Genomic DNA, 17,845 nt, shown 5'->3' on the forward strand with positions numbered 1-17,845 from the left:
CCGCCGACGTGTCCCGCTCGTTCGAGGGTGTAGACGCCCTCCAGGGCGTCTCGCTCGAGATTCATCGGCACGAGGTGGTCGGGCTGATCGGGCCGAACGGGGCCGGCAAGTCGACGCTCGTGAACATTCTCACCGGCTTCGATCGGCCCACCTCCGGTGCCGTCGAGCTCGACGGCAAGGCAATCACGTCGTGGAGCGCCCACCGGCGCGGCCGCAGCGGCCTCGCCCGCACCTTTCAGCACTCACACGCATTCCGGCAGCTGAGCGTCCGTGAGAACGTCGAGGTCGCGGCTCTCGGCGTGGGCTCCTCGCCGCGCCGAGCACGAGCCACGGCCACCGAGATTCTCGGGCTGCTGCGCCTCGACCGCTACGCAGACGCACCTGCCGGCTCGCTGCCTCACGGCGACGAGCGGCGTCTCGGAGTTGCGCGGGCACTCGCCACCGATCCGCTCTTCGTGCTCATGGACGAGCCTGCCGCCGGCCTGCCGGAAGCGGAAGTGCCGGAGTTCGCGGCGGTCGTTCGCTCCGTCCGTGACGACCACAACGCCGGGGTGCTCCTGATCGACCACAACATGGCGCTGATCATGGACGTGTGCGATCGGCTGCTCGTCCTCGATCAGGGCCGGACGCTCGCAGAGGGTACGCCTGACGAGATTCGAGAGAACCTGGACGTGGTCGCTGCCTACCTCGGCGAGAGCGCCGTTCACGAGGGCGACCCGTGACCGATCCAATGCTCTCCGTCACAGGCCTAGATGTCGCCTACGGCGGCATTGCCGCGGTGCGCGACCTCTCGTTCGAGGTCGGCCGTGGTGAGATCGTCGGGCTGATCGGGCCGAACGGTGCGGGGAAGTCGACGACGCTCAACGCGATCATGGGACTCGTCGCGCCACGCGCCGGCGATATTCGGCTCGCGGGAACCTCGATTGTCGGTCGCAAACCGGAGGACGTGGCGCGCAGTGGAATTGCGCTCGTCCCCGAGGGGCGGCGCATCTTCGCCGACCTGACGGTGGAGGAGAACCTGCGCCTCGGCTACGCGGCACGCCGGGATGGCGACTCGGCCGAAGCAGATACGGATGCTGTGTTCGAGCTGTTCCCGGTCGTGAGGGAGTTTCGGTCGCGCCATGCCGGGGCGTTGTCGGGCGGGCAGCAACAGCAACTCGCGATCGCGAGAGCACTCGTCGCCCGACCCGACGTCCTGCTTCTCGACGAACCTTCGCTCGGGCTCTCGCCGACCGTCGTGGACGTGGTCTTCGACGCGCTCGCTCGCGTGCGCGAGCGGGGAATCACCGTCCTCCTCGTCGAGCAGCGCGCCCAGCGCACCGTGGCTCTCGCGGATCGAAGCTACGTGATCGCAAACGGCGAGTTGCGCCTCACGCTGACGCCTGCCGACGCGAACGACACGGCCAAGATGGTGGCGGCGTACCTCTCATGACTCTCGGTCTCCTCAGCATCAGCTGGCAGGTGATCGTGGACTCGATCGGGCTGGGCGCCGTATACGCGCTCATGGCCGTCGGCATCGGGCTCGTGTTCGGCGTCCTGCGGCTCGTCAACTTCGCGTACGGGCAGCTCGTGATGGCGGGCGCGTACGCACTGGCATTCGCGTCGGAATGGGATCTCCCGCTCGTCGTGGGCATCGCGTTCTGCTTCGCCGTCGTCATAGGGCTCTCGCTGATCATGGATGTCGTCGTCTTTCGCCCCCTCCGCGCCCAGTCGCCCGCTGTGATGCTCGTCGCCACATTCGCGGTCGCATTCCTCTTGCAGAGCATTGCGCTACTCGCCTTCGGGCCACTCGGCAAGGCCGCCTCCTCGCTCGGCAGCCTCAACCGCCCCGTCACGGTCGGCGATGTCGACATCCGGAAGATCACGATCGTCGCGATCATTGTCGCGGGAATCTGTCTCCTGCTTCTCGTCCTCCTCCTGGAAAGGACGACGATGGGACTCCACATGCGCGCTGCCGCAATGGACTTCCGTACGGCGCGCCTGCTCGGAGTCCGTGCCGATCGTGTTATCGGCTCGGCTGTTCTCATCTCGGCGCTCCTCGCCGCCACGGTGAGCGTGATCCTGACAGTGCAGAATCCTCTCGTCACTCCCGATTTCGCCCTTCGGGACACGATCGTCGTGCTCGCGGGCGTCGTCGTCGGGGGCATGAACCGGCTTCTCACCGCCACGATGGGCGGCTTCGCGATCGGATTCGTCTCGGGGATTCTCGGCGGCGCTCTGCCGTCGGATCAGAGCCAGTACCTGCCGTCGTTCCTTTTCGGTCTCGTCATCCTCGTCCTGCTCGTACGGCCGAATGGGCTGTTCGCCCGCGGCCCGGGTCCGGTGGAGCGCGTATGAGCGGGCGCCACCTGACTCAGCTGGCGGGCCCGCTGGGACTGATTGTCGTCGCGGCGTTGCTGGGCAGTGTGGCATCGAACTCGACGGAGATCTATTTCATCAACGCGCTCGTCGCCGTCGCGATCGTCGTCGCGATCTACGTCTTCGTCGGGAACTCGGGCGTCGTCTCGTTCGGGCACATCAGCTTCGTCGCCGTCGGAGCGTGGACGGCGGGTGTGCTCTCCGTGCCGGTCACCGAGAAGCCGGCGATCATGCAGTACCTCTTCCCGGTGCTCCGCGATCACACGATCGGCAATGTGCCGTCGCTTCTGACCGCCGCGGCAGTGGGCGGCGTGTATGCCCTCCTCGTGGGCCTACCGTTGATGCGTCTCTCCGGGCTCGCCGCCGGCATCGCCACATTCGGCGTGCTCGAGATCACACACAACCTGCTGCGCTACTACGAGAAGGTCGGGCCGGGAACGAACACGTTCTCGTCCGTCCCGGAGACGACCGATCTGCTTCAGGCCGCGATTGGCGCGCTGCTCGTGATCGGCGTGGCCTTCGGGTACCAGTCGAGTCGATTCGGTCGACTCCTGCGTGCATCACGTGAGGACCCTGCGGCGGCGCGTGCCGTTGGCGTCTCCGTGTACCAGCAGCGGTTGATCGCCTTCACGTTGTCGGGCGTTCTCGCCGGTTTCGCCGGTGGCCTGTACGTCCACCTCCTGCCGATCAACTCCGAGACGGTCTATCTCGACCTCACGTTCATCACCCTCGCCATGCTCGTGATCGGCGGAATGACGAGCCTCTGGGGCGCGGTCGTCGGAGCGCTCGCCGTCAGCGGCCTCGACTCCCTGCTCGCCGAGGCCGAGAACGGCCTCACGATCGGTAGCCTGACGATCGACCTTCCGGCCGGAACGCGCCTCGTCATCGTCGGGGCCCTGATGGCCCTCGTCCTCATCCTCCGACCTGGAGGGATCACCGGCGGTCGCGAGTTCCGCCTCGATTTTCTCCGACGCACACATCCTCCCGCTCCGGAAGAGCCCACACCATGAGAATCTGCATCGTCGGCTGCGGCGCCGTTGGGTCGCTCTTTGCCGCTAACCTCGCGACGCTCGCCGACGTGGAGGTCTGGGCGTTCGACCTCCACCAGGGCCACGTCGACGCGATCGAGCGAGACGGGCTGACCCTCTCGGGGGCCGGGACCGTCCATGCCCACCTGCGCGCGACGAGCGACGCCACTTCGCTGCCGCCGTGCGACTTCGGCATCGTCGCGACGAAGGCGATGCACGCGGACTCGGCGCTCGCGGCAACGGCGCACGCATTCGCGGAAGGCGCAGTCGCATCGGTGATGAACGGTGTCGGAAACGAGGAGATTCTCGCGCGGCACGTCTCCCGCGTCATCCGGGGGACGACGTTCCCTGCCGGCAAGCTGCTCGAACCGGGGCACGTCCAATGGGACGTCAAAGGCGACACCACGTTTTCTCCATTCGAGCCTGCACCAGCGACCTTCGAGGAGGTCGAAGCGCTCGCCGACGCGTGCACCCGCGGCGGCATGCCGGCGGCCGCGGTTGCCGACGCCCGCCCCGCTCAGTGGCGCAAGGTGATCTTCAATGCCTCCACGAACCCGATCGGTGCCCTCACCGGCCTGAGCCATGGCCGCGTCTGCGAGCGCCCGGATCTTCGGGCGCTCGTCTCGGCCCTCGTCGACGAGGGGAAGGCAGTCGCGTCGGCGCAGGGCATCACGCTCGACGCAGACCCCGAGGATCTGATCGACCACGCAGCGAGGCCGGACGTCGCCTACGGCCACAAGGCGTCGATGCTTCAGGACGTCGAGGCACGCAGACCGACCGAGATCGACTTTCTCAACGGCGGCATCGCACTCTTCGGGCGCGAGCTCGGAGTGCCGACGCCATTCCACGACACGATCACCACCCTCATCAAAGGAGTTGAAGCTTCATGGACCTAGCGGCCGAGCTCGAGCGCCGTCACGCGAACGCGCGAACGGCGATGGGAGAGCACGGGCTCGATGCCCTGATCGTCTCCGGGAACGAGTACAGCGGCTTCGAGGGCGCCGTGACCTACATGTCCGGCTTCCAGATCGTGCATCGCTACGCGTACGTCGTCCTTCCGGCCGACGGCGACGCCTTCGTCGTCTTCCCGACGGAGGCGCGGTACGTCGGGGAGCACGGGATGACGCCGCTCGAACAGCTCTTCCATGCGCGTCCCGGCGAGCTGATCGCCGATCATGCACGCGGTGCCGGCTGGGGGCGAATCGGCGTCTACGGCCTCGACTACATCATGGCCGTGCGGGATTACCAGGCGCTTTCGGGCCTCGATCTGATCTCGTTCGACGTCGAGTTCGACATCGCCCGCGCCGTCAAGAGCGACGCCGAGCTCATCTCCGTGCGCGACTCGGTACGGATCAACCAGCGGGGCTTCGAGGTCTGGCATGAGGCCTACGCGCCAGGCAAGTCCGCTGCCGAGGTGATGGGAGCGGCCGAGGCGTACTTCATCGCCGAGGGCTGTGGCCGCTTGACGATGAACATGGTGCTCACCGGAACCGACGCGTACGCCCGCCCCGAGTTCAAGATCGCCCGGAAGGAGGAGATCCTCGGCGGATTCGTCCTGCCCTCCCTCGAGGTCGCCGGCCCCGGCATGCACTGGGTCGAGGTCTCGCGCGCAGTGTGCGCTGCGGACGTCACGCCGTCCGACGAGACGAAGCGGATGATGGAGGGCTATCTCGAGTACTACGACGCTGCGAAGAGCGCGATGTACGCCGGTGCGACGTGCCATGACGTGCACAGGGCTGTCTCGAAGGGCTTCAGCGACCGTGGCTACCACCTGGGTCACGTCACGGGGCACTCGATCGGTATGACGATGATCGAGTTCCCGAAGGTGGGGGAGGGCTCCGAAGTCGTGCTGCAGGAGAACATGGTGCTCTCGATGCACCCCCACGCGATCGCCGCGAACGGCGAGGATTGCCTCTACATGCAGGACACGTGGCTCGTCACTCCTGGGGGAGGCGTGCCGCTCGCTGACCTCGCGATGGAGATCTGGGTGGGCGCCTGAGGACACTCAGATGCGGTTCAGGTGGGTGTCCTTGAACGCGCTTGGATACTTGAGGCCGTAGCCCACGGTGCGGTCGAAACCGATGTGGATGAGCCAGACGAGAGCAACGGCCGTGGCGGTTTCCGAGGGAAGAATGACGCCGATCGCACCGAGGACGATCGGCGACGCAGTCGTGTGAGCGGCGTTATAGGTCAGCGTGCCAACGCGCGGCCCCGCCAGGAAACCCATCGCACTCAGGTCAGGTGCAAGCACGAGGATCGCGAGCAGGAGCCACGAGTAGTCCGCGTGTGCGTAGAGGGCAAGAGCGCCAATGGCGACTGCCGCCCCCTCGAGGCGGAGGAGGACGCGGGGAAGGCGCTCGAGCGTCAACGGACGGTGATCTTCTGCGTCATCTGCGATGGGTGCAGAGAGCAGAAGAACTCGTACGTTCCGCGCCTCGTGAACTTGCGCGAGTATGTCCCGGCCAGCGTCCACGGCGTTGAGAACCCGACGGGTCCGCGGACGAGCGTGACATCGTGTTGTCGCGTGCCGATGAAGTTCCAGGAGAACAGCGTTCCGAGCGGGATCGAGATCCGCTCGTACTGGTAGCGGTTGTCTCCGACCCAGCTCGACCTGACATTGCGAGCGAGCGAGCCTGAGGGCTGCTTGGGGAGTGGGAACGAGAACGACGGCGGGTACGCGGGCTTGCCGCGGTCGACGGTCAGCGCGGGAGTCGACTGACACCCGATCACCGGTCCCGGGGCGAGGTACGTGATGAAGATGCCCATTGCACGTGTGTGCGGAGCGCCGTTGTCGTACACCGACTTCAGCGTGAGGCGCTGGCCGGCTGCGACGGGGATCCCCTCGGCGGAGAGGAACTGCGACATCTTCGTCGGTCCGGGTTCGTGGAGAATCGGCCGGGGAACGGGCCGACCCCAGGTGGGCTCCGAGCTGAAGAGCTTCGTACCGCACGTCGAATTGACAAGGTCTAGGCGGATTCCACCACCGTGCAGGTGGCCCCCGCCTGCAACGAGGCGGCCGCTGAGAGGCGAGACCCACGACGTGGACTCGACCGAAGCGGAGAACCGCTTGCCGGTGCCCGGCACGTCGTAGGAGGGATCGAGGCCCTTGCAGTTCCGAACGTCGAGCCAGATCGGCTTCACCGGGGCAAGATCCTCGCCTGTTGCGTACTCCACGGTGTACCGGACGTAGCCGTCGAGAGCCTTCGGCTTGTGGTTCATGAGCATATAGAGGAGGTACCAGCGGTCGGTGCCCTTGTTGGGGTAGCCGTAGCCGTTCGGAAGATCGAAGGCGAGTCGCTCCTCGCCCTCGGCGTAGAAGCGTTCGGCGTCACCGCCACAGGTAGCGTCGGGCGTCCCGACCTTGCCGAAAACGATGTGATGGAGCATCACCTTGTCGCGGCCCTGCACGACGCCTTTCGCGTCGACGATCTCGGCCTTCATCCCGACGACGTATCCATCCTCCTTCGGCGATGGCGCGGCGGCGGGCTGTGTTGCAACGCCGTAGGCGGGCACGGAAATCGGTCCTACCGTAAAGGTGAGCGTCTTGACCTGCGCTTGCGCCGTCGGCACGAAAGCCCCTGCGATGAGGGCGACCGGCAGGAGGCGGATCAGGCGGCGCATCGGATGAGATCGTAGCGGCGGTACACTTACCGCGTGTCCTGGCCCTGGATCGTGCTACTCGCGATCGGCATCGGTGTCGTTGTCGCCGCCGAGTGGCCGAGGTTCGAGCGCTTCGCCGGCGCGGACGCCAGGCGGCTACGCGGCCGCGAGAAGCGCAAGGCGAAGCTGACCGTGATCTCGACGAACGATGACGACGAGTTCGTTCGCAGCGTTCACGCAGACCTCGAGGCGCTGCCCACGACCGAGGAGCGCGAAGCGCCGCGCTGAGCGCGTGGCCTGCTCGTGGGCTAGCTGATCGCGATCTTCGCGTTCAGAACGCGGGTGTTCGGGAGGATCGGCGGCACGTTTTCCGTGTTTCGTGACTCCTGATAGTCCGAGATCTGGAGGCGGAGGCGGTACGTTCCCGGGAAGATGCCCTTGGTCGAGATCCGGAGCACGCCGTTCCTCCAGGACGTCACCTGCTCTTTGCCGGCGATCGTCGCCACGGCCGTTCCCGGATCGACACCGGCCCCGCCGTCCGCTACACGAACGAGAACGGGGGCGCTGCGCTTGACGCGTGGCTGCACGAGCTTCACGGTCGGCGGCCGCGTGTCATCGACCCAGAACCGGAACGTGTAGGCGCCGGCCCCGGCGGTCGTTCGGCTGTCGAAGACGATGTCGTAGCGCCCGGGCTGCGGTCGCAACGCGCCCGCTACGAGCACCGGTTCGCCGAACTGCGCCAGGTAGGGGTTGAGGTGGAGCGGCAGTGCGGCGTAGCCCGTAAGCCGATTCTCGTCTCCCGCCGAGACCACCCTTGGTTCGACACGGACGCCCGATCCCCGACGCGTTATCGCAACTCCGAAGTTCGCTACGCGGCGCGTCAGAACGAAGCGGAAGACCTGTTCAGGACCCTGGAGAACCGCAGAGACCGGCCCGTCGACCGGCACCTCGGGATAGCGGTAGCGCGAGACCCGAGACGGCTTCCCCTTTGTGTTGCCGTTGATCAGGCTCCTCGTCGTCAGCGAGCGCGGCGTGGCAGCAGCGAGAGCGGGTCGGCTGACGTGGAGCCAGAACGGGATCCGCCGCACGTCGACGCCACGGGACAAACGGACGAATCCGGAGAGGTCGCCGTCGGTCGCGGTGGAATCGACGGTCGCTGTAAGCGCGAGCACTCCCGGCGCGGAGACGGTGGTCGGGACGACGAGGCTGGACCCGGCCGCAGAGCTGATCGTCTCGACGGCGACGTCCCAGGTTCCGCCGCCTGCGCCGCCGTCGGAGATCTCGATCTGCGCGGGGGTGCTCACGCCAGGCGCCACGAGCCCGAACGAGAGCGAGGCGGGCGTCGCGAGGATGAGCGGGACGTCGGCTCGAACGGGGTTGACGAGGCCGCCGCCGCCACGTGTCGGCGGAGCTGCCTGGCTGCCGACCCAGACGGTGTCGCCGGAGCCGATCAGCGCGGCCTTCAGGACGGACACCGGCCAGGTGGGGTGGCGTTCACGAAGGAGTGCCGCCACCCCGGAGACCTGCGGACTCGCCATCGACGTTCCGGACCAGGAGCTATAGCGGCCACCGGGTAGCGACGAGAGAATCGAGACGCCGGGCGCGCTCACGTCCGGCTTCAGGCGGAGCGAAAGAGCGGTCGGCCCCGAGCTGCTGAACTCGGCGAGGGCGGAGTTGCCCGTCGCGTCCGGGATGGTCACGGCGGCAACGGTGATGGCGAGCGCCGACGAGCCGGGCGAGGAAAGCGACCCCTTGCCGAAATCGTCGAAGTCGTTCCCGGCTGCCACGACGGGGATCACACCGGCCCGGGCCGCACCATCGAGGGCGAGAGCGACGAGGTCACGCGTGGGCTCGACCTCGGGCTCGCCGAGAGAGAGGTTGATCACATCCATGTCGTCAGCGACCGCCGCCTCGATGGCCGCGACGAGCTCCGCGGCGTTCCCGTCGAGTCCTACGTCGGCGTCTGTTGGGACCGAGAGAGCCTTGTAGTTGCCGATGTACGCGCGCGGTGCCATGCCCGAGATCGAGGTCCCGTTCGCGATCGTCCCGGCGTTCCCGGCGGCGATTCCCGCAACATGGGTGCCGTGTTCGGACTGCTCGGTGTCGAACGGGAGGCGCGCGTTCCGCCAGGCGGTCGAGGCCGGCGCAAACGCCCGGGCGACGATGACCTTGGCGGTCGTGAACTCGGTTTGGCCCTTTGGGTACCCGGCGGGCATGGTGTACCCGGCAGGCGAGAGATAGGGGTGCCGATGGTCGACCCCGTCGTCGATGATGCCTATCTTCACACCGTCGCCCTGATTGGGCAGGCCCGACTGCCAGCGGCGGGTCGCGCGCTTGGCGTCAGCAGCGGACACGGTGGCCACGGTGTACGAGGCGCCGGCGTCGACCGACGTGACGTACTCGAGTTGCGAGAGGCGCTGGAGGGCTCGTTCGGGTACGACGACCGCAGCGCCGTTGAGCACGAGCCGGTAACGCCAGTGAATCATCGCTTCGGGAATCGCTACCTCGAGCTCGGAGGCGAAACGGGCGTGCTCGCGGTCGATGGCGGCGCGGTTGGCCGCAGTGTCTCGACCCGCGAGCGCGGGAGAGGTAAGGGTCACGACGACCTCGCGGAGCGGCTCGTCGGCACCCGGGGCAGCCGATGAGCCTCGCACGACGGGAAAGGCGAGGAGTGTGAGGGCTGAGAGAAGGCCGAGGAGGCGGATCATGATGAGTGTGACGTCACGGGAGCGATGTGGTTTCCATGCAGCATGCCCGAAGTGGCAGCGGCGGCTAGAATCGGCCGCACGCGGATGTGGCGGAATTGGTAGACGCGCACGGTTCAGATCCGTGTGTCCGTAAGGACGTGGAGGTTCAAGTCCTCTCATCCGCATCTCCGAGCGACGGGGCCCCGGCGGCCCCGTTTCTCATCTGGCGCTGGATCATGTGTGGCCGCGGATGGCGGATCGTGCCCTGGCGCCCGTTCGCTACCCCTACGTCGCGAGGGCGGCGAGGACATCCGCCGCGTGCGCGTCCGGCTTGACTCCGCGCATCACGGCTTTGATAACGCCGGCGGCGTCGAGCACGAACGTCGAGCGCTCGATCCCCATGAACGTCTTCCCGTCGGTGGACCGCTCGACCCAGACGCCGTACGCCGAAGCGGTGGCATGATCGGGATCGGCGAGAAGCGTGAACGGGAGATCGTACTTCGCCCTGAACGCAGCATGTGATTTCTCGTCGTCGGGACTCACGCCGAGAACGACGGCACCTGTCCGCCGAAACGCGTCCCAGGCGTCGCGGATCCCACGGGCCTGGGTCGTACAGCCCGGTGTGTCGTCCTTTGGGTAGAAGTAGAGAACGACGGGGCTTCCGCGAAGCGAAGAGAGCGATACAGTCTCGCCCGTGTCCGAGCAAAGGGTGAAGTCCGGTGCTTCGGTACCTGGTTCGGTGGGCAACGAGATCCTCTCGGGTGGGATGAGAGCGCTCTTGGTCGCTGGGTCTGGCCCAGAGTAACGATCCGCTTGCGGGAACGACGTTCGTCACAGGGCCGTTCGATGCGGCCGAGTACGAGCGGCAGCTAGCGCACGGGGTTGCCGAGACCACGTAGGCTCGGCGGCGTGGTCGACGCCCACCGCTACCTCGCGTACGCCACTATCGCCGGCTGCCTGTTCGCCGGGGTCTTCGGCCTCATCGCCTACAGGCGAGGCGTGCTCCTCAGCGGCGCAGCGATTCACCTCCTCGCCCTGCCGCAGACTCTGCTGATCGCGCAGGCAGCGTTCGGGCTCCTCCTTCTCTCGGGCAACTACCGCGCCAGTGACGAGTTGCACTACGTCTACGGCGGCGTCGCGCTCGCCGTCGTCCTCTCGCCGTGGTTCTACGCGCCCGCGGACCCGCGCCGGCGCCTGCTGTGGTTCGCCGTCTCGGCGCTCGTCGCCGCTGCTCTCGGGGTTCGTGGCACCATGACCGGAGCATGAGACGCATCTACGAGAACCGGACGGTACGTGGCCTCGCGATCGTAGCCCTGATCGCCGCCGTGGTCGTCGTCCTCTCACTCGAGCCGGTCCTCGCGGTCACCGGGGGACTTCTACGCATCGCGTTCTTCCTTGCGATCGCGTTCTTCCTCTTTCTGGTCTGGCGAGAGCGTCGCGGGGACCTGGAGGCCTGGTCGGACCGGTCGCGGCGCGTGTTCTACACGGCGATCGCGCTCGCGGTGGTCGATATCGGGGCTGCGATCGGCCTCTCGCCGATGGGGGCCGACGCGATTGCGTTCTTCGCCGTGCTCGGGCTCTGCGCCTGGGCGGTCGTCCGCACCTGGCGGACCGAACACACCTACACCTGAGATCAACCGGCCGTGGCGTGGACGGCCGCGCCGTCGAGCACTGCCAGGACTGACCGAACGGATCCGAGCGCTCCCACGAAGATCGGCGTGTCCTGCTCCGTCCAGCGAGACGCCTCGGTCTCCCGCAGCGTCATCATCAGGTGCATGAAATCGGCAGGCTCCTCGCACTCGAATGCCGGCATGAACTCCTGGTCGTCGATTCCGAACGAGTACGTCGTATGGTTCGTGATCGTGACGAACTTGCCGCCCACGACGGCGTGCTCGCGCATCGCGTCGGCCCGCTCTTCGAAGGAGAGGAAGTACCAGGGGCGTTTCTTCACGAACGGGTAGACGACGAGGTATGGCGCCTCTCGTGGGATCACCTTGCCCTGCCGGATGCGCTTCTTGTCGGTGTAGACCGACGGCTTCGTCGTCGCGAGATACGAGTATGGCGTCGTCAGCCAACCGGCGAGGGGCGTGCCGTTGAGGGCTGCACCGAGCTCGAGGAGATCGTCATAACGTTCCGTGATCTGCCAGAGGAAGAAGTCCGCCTCCGGGCGGATTCCCGAAACGTTGTAGGTCCGAAGCCCCTGCATCCGCGTGGCCCACTCCTCGACCACCTCGGCGAATGCCTCCTTGCCGGCCTCACGTTCCTCGACGGGAAGGCGCCGCCAGGCAGGATCGACCTTGAAGAAGCGATACGAAACGTACTGCCCGACCTGGGCGCTCTCGATTCGCTCTACCGTGGGCTTGCTCGCGCTCATGGCTCCATCGTACTCAGGGGAGCTGGAGGGGCGAGCTTTCACGCGACTGCGGCGTACCCGGATTGACCGGGTGGATCGTTATGAGGGTGAGGATGATCCTCCCACGACCGAGCTTTCGGCCCTTGAGCGACGCAACGAGCGGCATTCCAGCTCGTCCGTATCCGGTCAGCCGCGTGCGCATAGCGCCCCCGGTCGCACTCGACGCGCGCAGCTCCCAGGCGCAGTCGAGCGAGCAGCGGAACTGGACGGAGCGCGAGCCGCGCTTCAGCTCGGCCTGCGACGGGAATCGCGCTCTCGTCGCCGAGACCTGGAGCGCAAGGCCTTCGCAACGCGCGATCGAGCCGCCACGAGCCCGCGCCATTGCGTCCCGGACGGGGTACAGACTCGTCTTCGGGGTGCCGTCTGCGTAGTAGAGGCCCGACTGCCAGCTACCGAGTGCCGGCTCGTCTTGGGAGTGAAAGAGCAGGATTCCGACGACGGTCGGCTGGCAGAACGCGAGCCGTAGCGCCTCTCCGTAGAACTGGCCCTGGGTGATCTCGTCGACCGGACGTGTCGTCGCCGGCTCCGCTCCGGTGTAGAGCTTCGCCTTCCCCGCCGGGATCCGCGACTCGACGCCGAACTCGTCGTAGAGGATCGGCAGCGTGCTTCCGGCCTGCGCGGTTCCGTCAAACGCTACCCCGAGCGTCTGGATGAGGCGCGGGTAGTCAGCGAGCCCGATCGTGGTGGATCTGGGGTGGGGCGTACCGGGCGACTGACCGGAGGAGTCGGCGTACGGGTGGAACGCGAGGCCGTCCATGACCGGGAGCGTGCGCCCGCTCGCGCGATAAGCGGCACCCATATCCCGCAGGAACTTGACCGGGGAGTGCGTGTCCCGACCGGTCCCGGGTCGGTCGATCCCGCGTGGTGCGAGCGCACCGCCCCAGACGCGCGTCCGCGGGTCGATTGCCTTCAGCGCGTCATAGGAGCGGGCGAGAAGTGCGAGATAGGCGGGGGAGGACGCGTTCGATCCATCGGGATTGAACTGTGGAAGCCAGAACCGGTTGAGGTTTGGCTCGTTGCCTATGATGACGTCGTCGATCGCCGGCAGCTGCTGGGCGAGTACGGTGAGATACGCGGCGAACTCCTCGCGTGCCTCCGGCGTGAGTGGCGTCGAGCGAGAGCCCGGGGGATACACGGAGAGATAGACCTTGACCCCTGAGAGTTGCGCTGCGGCACTCATGTTGCGGAGGACGGTCAGCTCCGCCTCGGTCGGAGCAACCTGACCGGGTAGCCACTGGGAGGTGACCCGAATCGACGAGAACCCCGCGAGGCGGAAGAGCGTCATCTCCGCCTTGGCCGAGACGAGATCGGGCGCGCGGACGACGTCCTCGGCTGCGCCGAAGGCCATTGCAGGACCGCCCGCGAGTGCGCTCGGAGCGGCCGCAGCCGCGATGAGCAGGGCGACGATGAGGGGGAAAAGGCGACGAGACATGCGACGGATACGCTAGCCAACGTGGTCGAAACCGTACAAGAGCAGCTCGCGACGCTCCCGCGTAGTCCCGGGGTCTATCTGTTTCGGGACGAGGGCGACGACATCCTCTACGTGGGGAAGGCGAAATCGCTGCGTTCGAGGGTACGCAGCTACTTCAATCGTGGCGACGGTCGTGCCGGGATCGAACGGATGGTTGCGCGGATCGCCCGGATCGAGATCATCGTCACGTCCACCGAGGCCGAGGCGCTGCATCTGGAGCAGAACCTCGTCAAGCGCCATCGTCCCCCGTTCAACGTGCGCTTGCGCGACGACAAGTCGTTCCCGTACATCGCCGTCACGGTCGCCGACGAGTACCCGCGCGTGATGTTCACGCGTGAACGTCATCGCCGAGGCACCGTCTACTTCGGCCCATACGCCAACGCGAAGAAGGTACGCGAGACGCTCGACGTCCTCAACCGCGTCTTTCAGTTCCGGCCCTGCGAGGGCCCGAAGCCGGGGCGACACTCGGGGATCCCGTGTCTCGACTTCCATATCGAGCGTTGCACGGCGCCTTGCATCGGCGCGATCTCCAGCGGGGAGTACCGGGAGCAGATCGACGGGGTGATCGCGTTCCTCTCGGGAGATACGCGCTCGATCGTGCGCTCGCTCGAGGGTCGGATGCGTGTCGCGTCTGCGGAGGAGCGGTTCGAGGACGCGACGCGGTATCGGAACCGGCTCTTCGCGATCAAGAGCCTCGCCGAGCGGCAGGGAGCCGACCGGCGTGACGCCGGAACGTTCGACGTGATCGGGCTCGCGGTCGCCGGTGACCGCGCGGCCGTACAGCTGTTTCCGCTACGCGACGGCAAGTTGATCGATCGGTACGCCTTCCATCTCGAGAACGTCGAGGGCCAGGATCGCGCCACGGTTCTCGAGGGATTCTGTCTCGAGTACTACACGGCGGCGCCGAGCGTTCCGTCGCAGCTGATCGTCCCCTCCGATCTCACGGACACCGAGGCGCTCGCCGGATTTCTCTCCGAGTTGCGCGGGGCCACCGTCGACGTGCGGGCCCCGATCCGGGGGGAGAAGAAGCGGCTGGCCGAGCTCGCTGCCGAGAACGCCGCGATCGCACTCGACCACGAGACGACCGCAGCCGAGCAGAAGCGTCTGCGGCGCATCGAAGCGCTCGAGAGCCTGCGCGAGGGCCTCAACCTGGAGAGCCTGCCCGTGCGGATCGAATGCTTCGACATCTCGAATTTGCAGGGTCGCGACATCGTCGCGGCGATGACGGTGTTCCTCGATGCGCAGCCGAGGAAGGCCCACTACCGGTCGTTCACGGTGCGCGGTCTCGACGGGCAGGACGACTTCGCCTCGATGGCACAGGTGGTTGCGCGTCGGTTCGCGCGTTTACGCGACAGCGGCGAGACCGACCGATATGACGAGAGCTTCTCGGCCATTCCCAATCTGGTTGTGATCGACGGTGGGAAGGGGCAACTCGCGGCCGCGCTCGACGCGATGAAGGCGACGGCGGGCTTGCCGCGTGTCGCGGTGATCGCCCTCGCCAAGCGTGCGGAGGAGGTGTTCGTACCGGGTCGCTCGAGTCCGATCATTCTCGACCGCCACGACCCGGGTCTACAGCTCCTCCAGCGCGTTCGCGACGAGGCGCACCGGTTTGCCGTGACGTTTCACCGGCAGAAGCGTGACACGCGGGCGTTCTCGTCGATCTTCGACACGCTCGTCGGCATCGGGCCGTCACGCCGACGATCGATCCTGCATCACTTCGGATCAGCCGAACGCTTCCTCGCAGCGTCGCAGGAGGAGCTCGAGGCCGTGCCCGGCCTGCCGGCCAAGACCGCACGGTCGGTGTACGGACAACTCCACCGCACGGGAGGGCCGGCGTCGTGACCGAGATGCGCCTCTACGACCTTCGCGTGACCGTGGAGCGAATCGACGGCCGTTCCGTCTGCGGCCTCGAGGTCGGAGACTACTTCGAGGTGACGGAATCGAGTCGCGTACGCATTCCCGAGGGAAGGCACTTCTGCCTGTTTGCAATCCAGGCCGTGCTGCCGCTGCTCCCGGCGAAGATGCGGCGTCTGCCCGACGAGGATTGGTTGGAGCAGGACAACGTTGTCTGCTGCCCGGATCCCGAGGAGCGGCTCGTCATGCGCATCGAGAGGACGGGTGAGCGCGTCCTTGTGACGGAGGAGCTGACCTAGCTGCGCGAATGCGGAGCGAGGCGGACGATCTCCCGCAGGAACGGGACCCCGTCGCCCGGATCCGACGCGTCGATCTCCTCGGCGTAGCGTCGACCGTCCCAGACGGCCGCCGCGATGGTTCCGGGTGAGCGAGCATCGCCGATGCCCTCTACGGTGGAGAGGCCGGTGTCGAACCATTCGGCCGATCGTTCGACGAGGTCGGTGAAGAGCGTCTCCTCGGGAAGCCTCGCTGTAACGAGCACGACCGCGTCGCAGGCCAGTTCGCGTTCCGCTTCGGTGTAGGTGCAGGCGACGGTGGCAGTCCCGGAACCCGCCGAGACGAGCGTGGTCGACGGCGACACGGTCACCCCGAGCTCGATCAGGCGGGCCTGGGTGCGATGCTGCTCCATCGTGTTCACGGACCACTCGGAGACCCGGGGGGCGGGCGTGACGAGCGTGACCGCATGCCCCTCCCGGACGAGCAGCTCGGCCAGAACGCTGCCCATGTAGTAGTGATCGTCGTCGAAGAGCACGACCTCGTGGCCGGCAGGACGCGCCCCGCCGAGGATGTCGTCGGGCGTCAGTGCGGCGACGCCCTCGGTGAGCAAGAGCCCCTGCGGATGCCACCGACCACCTCCGTCGCGCCGCCACGCGCATCCCGTCGCCACCGCGACGTGATCGAAGTCGTAGGAGAGGATCTCATCGGCGCTGAGCCTGCTCTCGAGTGCGATCTCGACGTTGCCCAGGCGGTCGAGCTGGCCCTTGCGGTAGTCGACGACGCGGATCCAGGAGGCGAGCCCCGGCAGCCGCGCCTCGCGCTTGGCACGCCCGCCGAGCGAGCGGGTCGCCTCGGCGAGCACGACGTCATACCCGCGCTTCCCGAGCGACATCGCCGCCTCGAGCCCTGCGGGGCCGGCACCGACGACGAGAACTTTTGCGGGAGTGGGCGCCGGGCGGTACGTCTCCGGGTGCCAGCCGCGGCGCCACTCCTCGCCCATGCTCGGATTCTGCGTGCAGCGGATCGGGACGATGGTGGCATCGCCGGAAACGCAGATGTTGCAGCCGATGCACTCGCGAATGTCGTCATAGCGACCCTCTTCGATCTTCACCGGGAGAAATGGATCTGCGATCGACGGGCGCGCGGCACCGACGAAGTCCATCACGCCTTCGCGCACCATGCGGGCCATCAGATCGGGTGACGTGAAGCGGCCGACACCGACCACGGGTTTTGTCGTCAGCTGCTTGAGGCCGCGAAGGTAGATCTCCTGAGACCCCTCCTCGCCGAACCGCGACGTCACGGAGTCGTTCTCCCACTCACCCGCGACGAAGTCCCAGAGATCGGGCAGCTCGCCGGTGAGCGCGAGCACGGCTTCGATCTCCTCTCGGCCGAAGCCACCGGGGCCGGACAGGTCGTCGATCATGATCCGGCAGGCGACGGCGGCTCTGCCGTCGACCTCGGCAAGTGTGTCCTCGAGCACCTCGCGCAGGAGTCGGGCGCGCGCAGTGGCGTCGCCACCGTATCCGTCCGTCCGGCCGTTGAGGCGCGGCGACAGGAACTGGCCGATCGTGTTGAGGTAGTGCCCCGCGTAGACGTAGACGATGTCGAACCCTGCCTGCAGCGATCTCCGTGCGGCGGCGCGGTGCCGCCGCCGGAGGTCATCGATGTCGGAGAGGGCCATCCGGCGCGACTGCACGGGCTCGTAGCCGTCCGTCGGCATGTGGTCGACGGTCATCGACGTCAGGCGGCTGTAGAGGTTCGAACTGACACGGCCGTTGTGGAGGAGTTCTATGCCTGCGAGCGATCCGTGCTCGTGAACCTTGTCGACCATGCGTGCGAGAGCCGGGATGTCCTCGTCGTCCCACAGGCGTCCCTCCGCGTACGGCGAGACCTCGGTGGACGGATGGATCTCGACTTCCTCCGTGCAGACGACGGCCCATCCTCCCTCTGCCTTGACGCCGCGCATGAACGCGAGCGGCGTCGGGTCTCGGTGCCCCATCCCGTTGCAGTGGGGGACCTGGAAGAAGCGGTTCCGCGCGGTGACGGGGCCTATCTCCACCGGCTCGAAGAGGATGTCGTGACGAGCTTCGCGACTCATGGCCGAGAGTGTATCGCGGTTCGCCATGCTCCTGACCGCACGGTCAGGAGATGCCCCGGA

18 protein-coding genes and 1 tRNA gene are annotated in these 17,845 nt (G+C 67.1%); 12 read left to right on the forward strand and 7 right to left on the reverse strand.

What is annotated here, in order from left to right; all coding sequences use genetic code 11:
* The 6 genes from ABIR74_RS08760 to ABIR74_RS08785 form a co-directional block, all read left to right on the forward strand.
* Nucleotides 1-722 (forward strand): ABC transporter ATP-binding protein (locus ABIR74_RS08760; protein ID WP_348177132.1); only part of this gene is annotated, 722 nt, incomplete at its 5' end.
* Nucleotides 719-1,432: an ABC transporter ATP-binding protein gene (locus ABIR74_RS08765; RefSeq protein ID WP_348177134.1), complete on the forward strand. Its 714-nt coding sequence runs from the start codon at nt 719-721 to the stop codon at nt 1,430-1,432. The genes ABIR74_RS08760 and ABIR74_RS08765, both read left to right, overlap by 4 nt.
* The gene (locus ABIR74_RS08770; protein WP_348177136.1) at nt 1,429-2,337 is read left to right on the forward strand and encodes a branched-chain amino acid ABC transporter permease; all 909 of its coding nucleotides are present in this window, start codon (nt 1,429-1,431) and stop codon (nt 2,335-2,337) included. The genes ABIR74_RS08765 and ABIR74_RS08770 overlap by 4 nt, the downstream gene beginning before the upstream one ends.
* On the forward strand, nt 2,334-3,368 hold the full coding sequence (locus ABIR74_RS08775) for a branched-chain amino acid ABC transporter permease (protein WP_348177138.1): 1,035 nt from the start codon (nt 2,334-2,336) through the stop codon (nt 3,366-3,368). Before ABIR74_RS08770 ends, ABIR74_RS08775 begins: the two co-directional genes overlap by 4 nt.
* Nucleotides 3,365-4,282, forward strand: coding sequence for a 2-dehydropantoate 2-reductase (locus ABIR74_RS08780; protein ID WP_348177140.1), 918 nt, complete (start codon nt 3,365-3,367; stop codon nt 4,280-4,282). The genes ABIR74_RS08775 and ABIR74_RS08780 overlap by 4 nt, the downstream gene beginning before the upstream one ends.
* Nucleotides 4,273-5,385, forward strand: a complete 1,113-nt coding sequence (locus tag ABIR74_RS08785; RefSeq protein ID WP_348177142.1) for a M24 family metallopeptidase — start codon at nt 4,273-4,275, stop codon at nt 5,383-5,385. Before ABIR74_RS08780 ends, ABIR74_RS08785 begins: the two co-directional genes overlap by 10 nt.
* 6 nt (nt 5,386-5,391) lie before the next feature.
* Here ABIR74_RS08785 and ABIR74_RS08790 read toward each other — a convergent pair whose 3' ends face one another.
* Together ABIR74_RS08790 and ABIR74_RS08795 are read right to left on the reverse strand one after the other, a co-directional pair.
* Complete coding sequence (locus tag ABIR74_RS08790) at nt 5,392-5,754, reverse strand: DUF4260 domain-containing protein (RefSeq protein WP_348177144.1); 363 nt, start codon at nt 5,752-5,754, stop codon at nt 5,392-5,394.
* Nucleotides 5,751-7,007: a hypothetical protein gene (locus tag ABIR74_RS08795; protein WP_348177145.1), complete on the reverse strand. Its 1,257-nt coding sequence runs from the start codon at nt 7,005-7,007 to the stop codon at nt 5,751-5,753. Before ABIR74_RS08795 ends, ABIR74_RS08790 begins: the two co-directional genes overlap by 4 nt.
* 33 nt (nt 7,008-7,040) lie before the next feature.
* Here ABIR74_RS08795 and ABIR74_RS08800 point away from each other — a divergent pair, with 33 nt between their 5' ends.
* Nucleotides 7,041-7,274 (forward strand): hypothetical protein, encoded by a 234-nt coding sequence (locus ABIR74_RS08800; protein WP_348177147.1) that lies wholly within the window; start codon nt 7,041-7,043, stop codon nt 7,272-7,274.
* 20 nt (nt 7,275-7,294) lie between these two features.
* Here the strand turns inward: ABIR74_RS08800 and ABIR74_RS08805 are convergent, their stop codons facing one another.
* Nucleotides 7,295-9,694 (reverse strand): S8 family serine peptidase, encoded by a 2,400-nt coding sequence (locus ABIR74_RS08805; protein ID WP_348177149.1) that lies wholly within the window; start codon nt 9,692-9,694, stop codon nt 7,295-7,297.
* An 80-nt stretch (nt 9,695-9,774) separates the two neighbouring features.
* Between ABIR74_RS08805 and ABIR74_RS08810 the strand changes: the two genes are divergently transcribed.
* Nucleotides 9,775-9,858: transfer RNA gene (locus ABIR74_RS08810), tRNA-Leu, on the forward strand.
* 100 nt (nt 9,859-9,958) lie between these two features.
* On the opposite strand, the gene bcp is transcribed toward ABIR74_RS08810, so the two are convergent.
* Nucleotides 9,959-10,420 carry a thioredoxin-dependent thiol peroxidase gene (gene bcp / locus ABIR74_RS08815; RefSeq protein WP_348177151.1) on the reverse strand — a complete coding sequence of 154 codons (462 nt, stop codon included), beginning with the start codon at nt 10,418-10,420 and terminating at the stop codon, nt 9,959-9,961.
* 162 nt (nt 10,421-10,582) lie between these two features.
* On the opposite strand from bcp, the gene ABIR74_RS08820 reads away from it, so the two are divergent.
* Nucleotides 10,583-10,939, forward strand: coding sequence for a hypothetical protein (locus ABIR74_RS08820; protein WP_348177153.1), 357 nt, complete (start codon nt 10,583-10,585; stop codon nt 10,937-10,939).
* Nucleotides 10,936-11,304, forward strand: a complete 369-nt coding sequence (locus ABIR74_RS08825; RefSeq protein WP_348177155.1) for a hypothetical protein — start codon at nt 10,936-10,938, stop codon at nt 11,302-11,304. The genes ABIR74_RS08820 and ABIR74_RS08825 overlap by 4 nt, the downstream gene beginning before the upstream one ends.
* Nucleotides 11,305-11,306: 2 nt before the next feature.
* Here ABIR74_RS08825 and ABIR74_RS08830 read toward each other — a convergent pair whose 3' ends face one another.
* Together ABIR74_RS08830 and ABIR74_RS08835 are read right to left on the reverse strand one after the other, a co-directional pair.
* Entirely contained in the window at nt 11,307-12,047 is a 741-nt protein-coding gene (locus ABIR74_RS08830) for a chlorite dismutase family protein (RefSeq protein ID WP_348177157.1), read from the reverse strand.
* Between the two features lie 13 nt (nt 12,048-12,060).
* Nucleotides 12,061-13,518, reverse strand: coding sequence for a hypothetical protein (locus ABIR74_RS08835; protein ID WP_348177160.1), 1,458 nt, complete (start codon nt 13,516-13,518; stop codon nt 12,061-12,063).
* 21 nt (nt 13,519-13,539) lie between these two features.
* On the opposite strand from ABIR74_RS08835, the gene uvrC reads away from it, so the two are divergent.
* Nucleotides 13,540-15,399, forward strand: coding sequence for an excinuclease ABC subunit UvrC (gene uvrC / locus ABIR74_RS08840; protein WP_348177162.1), 1,860 nt, complete (start codon nt 13,540-13,542; stop codon nt 15,397-15,399).
* A gap of 5 nt (nt 15,400-15,404) precedes the next feature.
* A complete protein-coding gene (locus ABIR74_RS08845; protein WP_348177181.1) occupies nt 15,405-15,710 on the forward strand; it encodes a TIGR04076 family protein in 306 nt (101 codons plus the stop codon).
* Here ABIR74_RS08845 and ABIR74_RS08850 read toward each other — a convergent pair.
* Complete coding sequence (locus tag ABIR74_RS08850) at nt 15,707-17,785, reverse strand: NAD(P)-binding protein (RefSeq protein ID WP_348177164.1); 2,079 nt, start codon at nt 17,783-17,785, stop codon at nt 15,707-15,709. The two genes, ABIR74_RS08845 and ABIR74_RS08850, sit on opposite strands and share 4 nt — an antisense overlap.
* Between the last annotated feature and the right edge of the window lie 60 nt (nt 17,786-17,845).

The sequence above is a fragment of the Gaiella sp. genome, from assembly GCF_039915195.1.
Classification (GTDB): domain Bacteria; phylum Actinomycetota; class Thermoleophilia; order Gaiellales; family Gaiellaceae; genus Gaiella.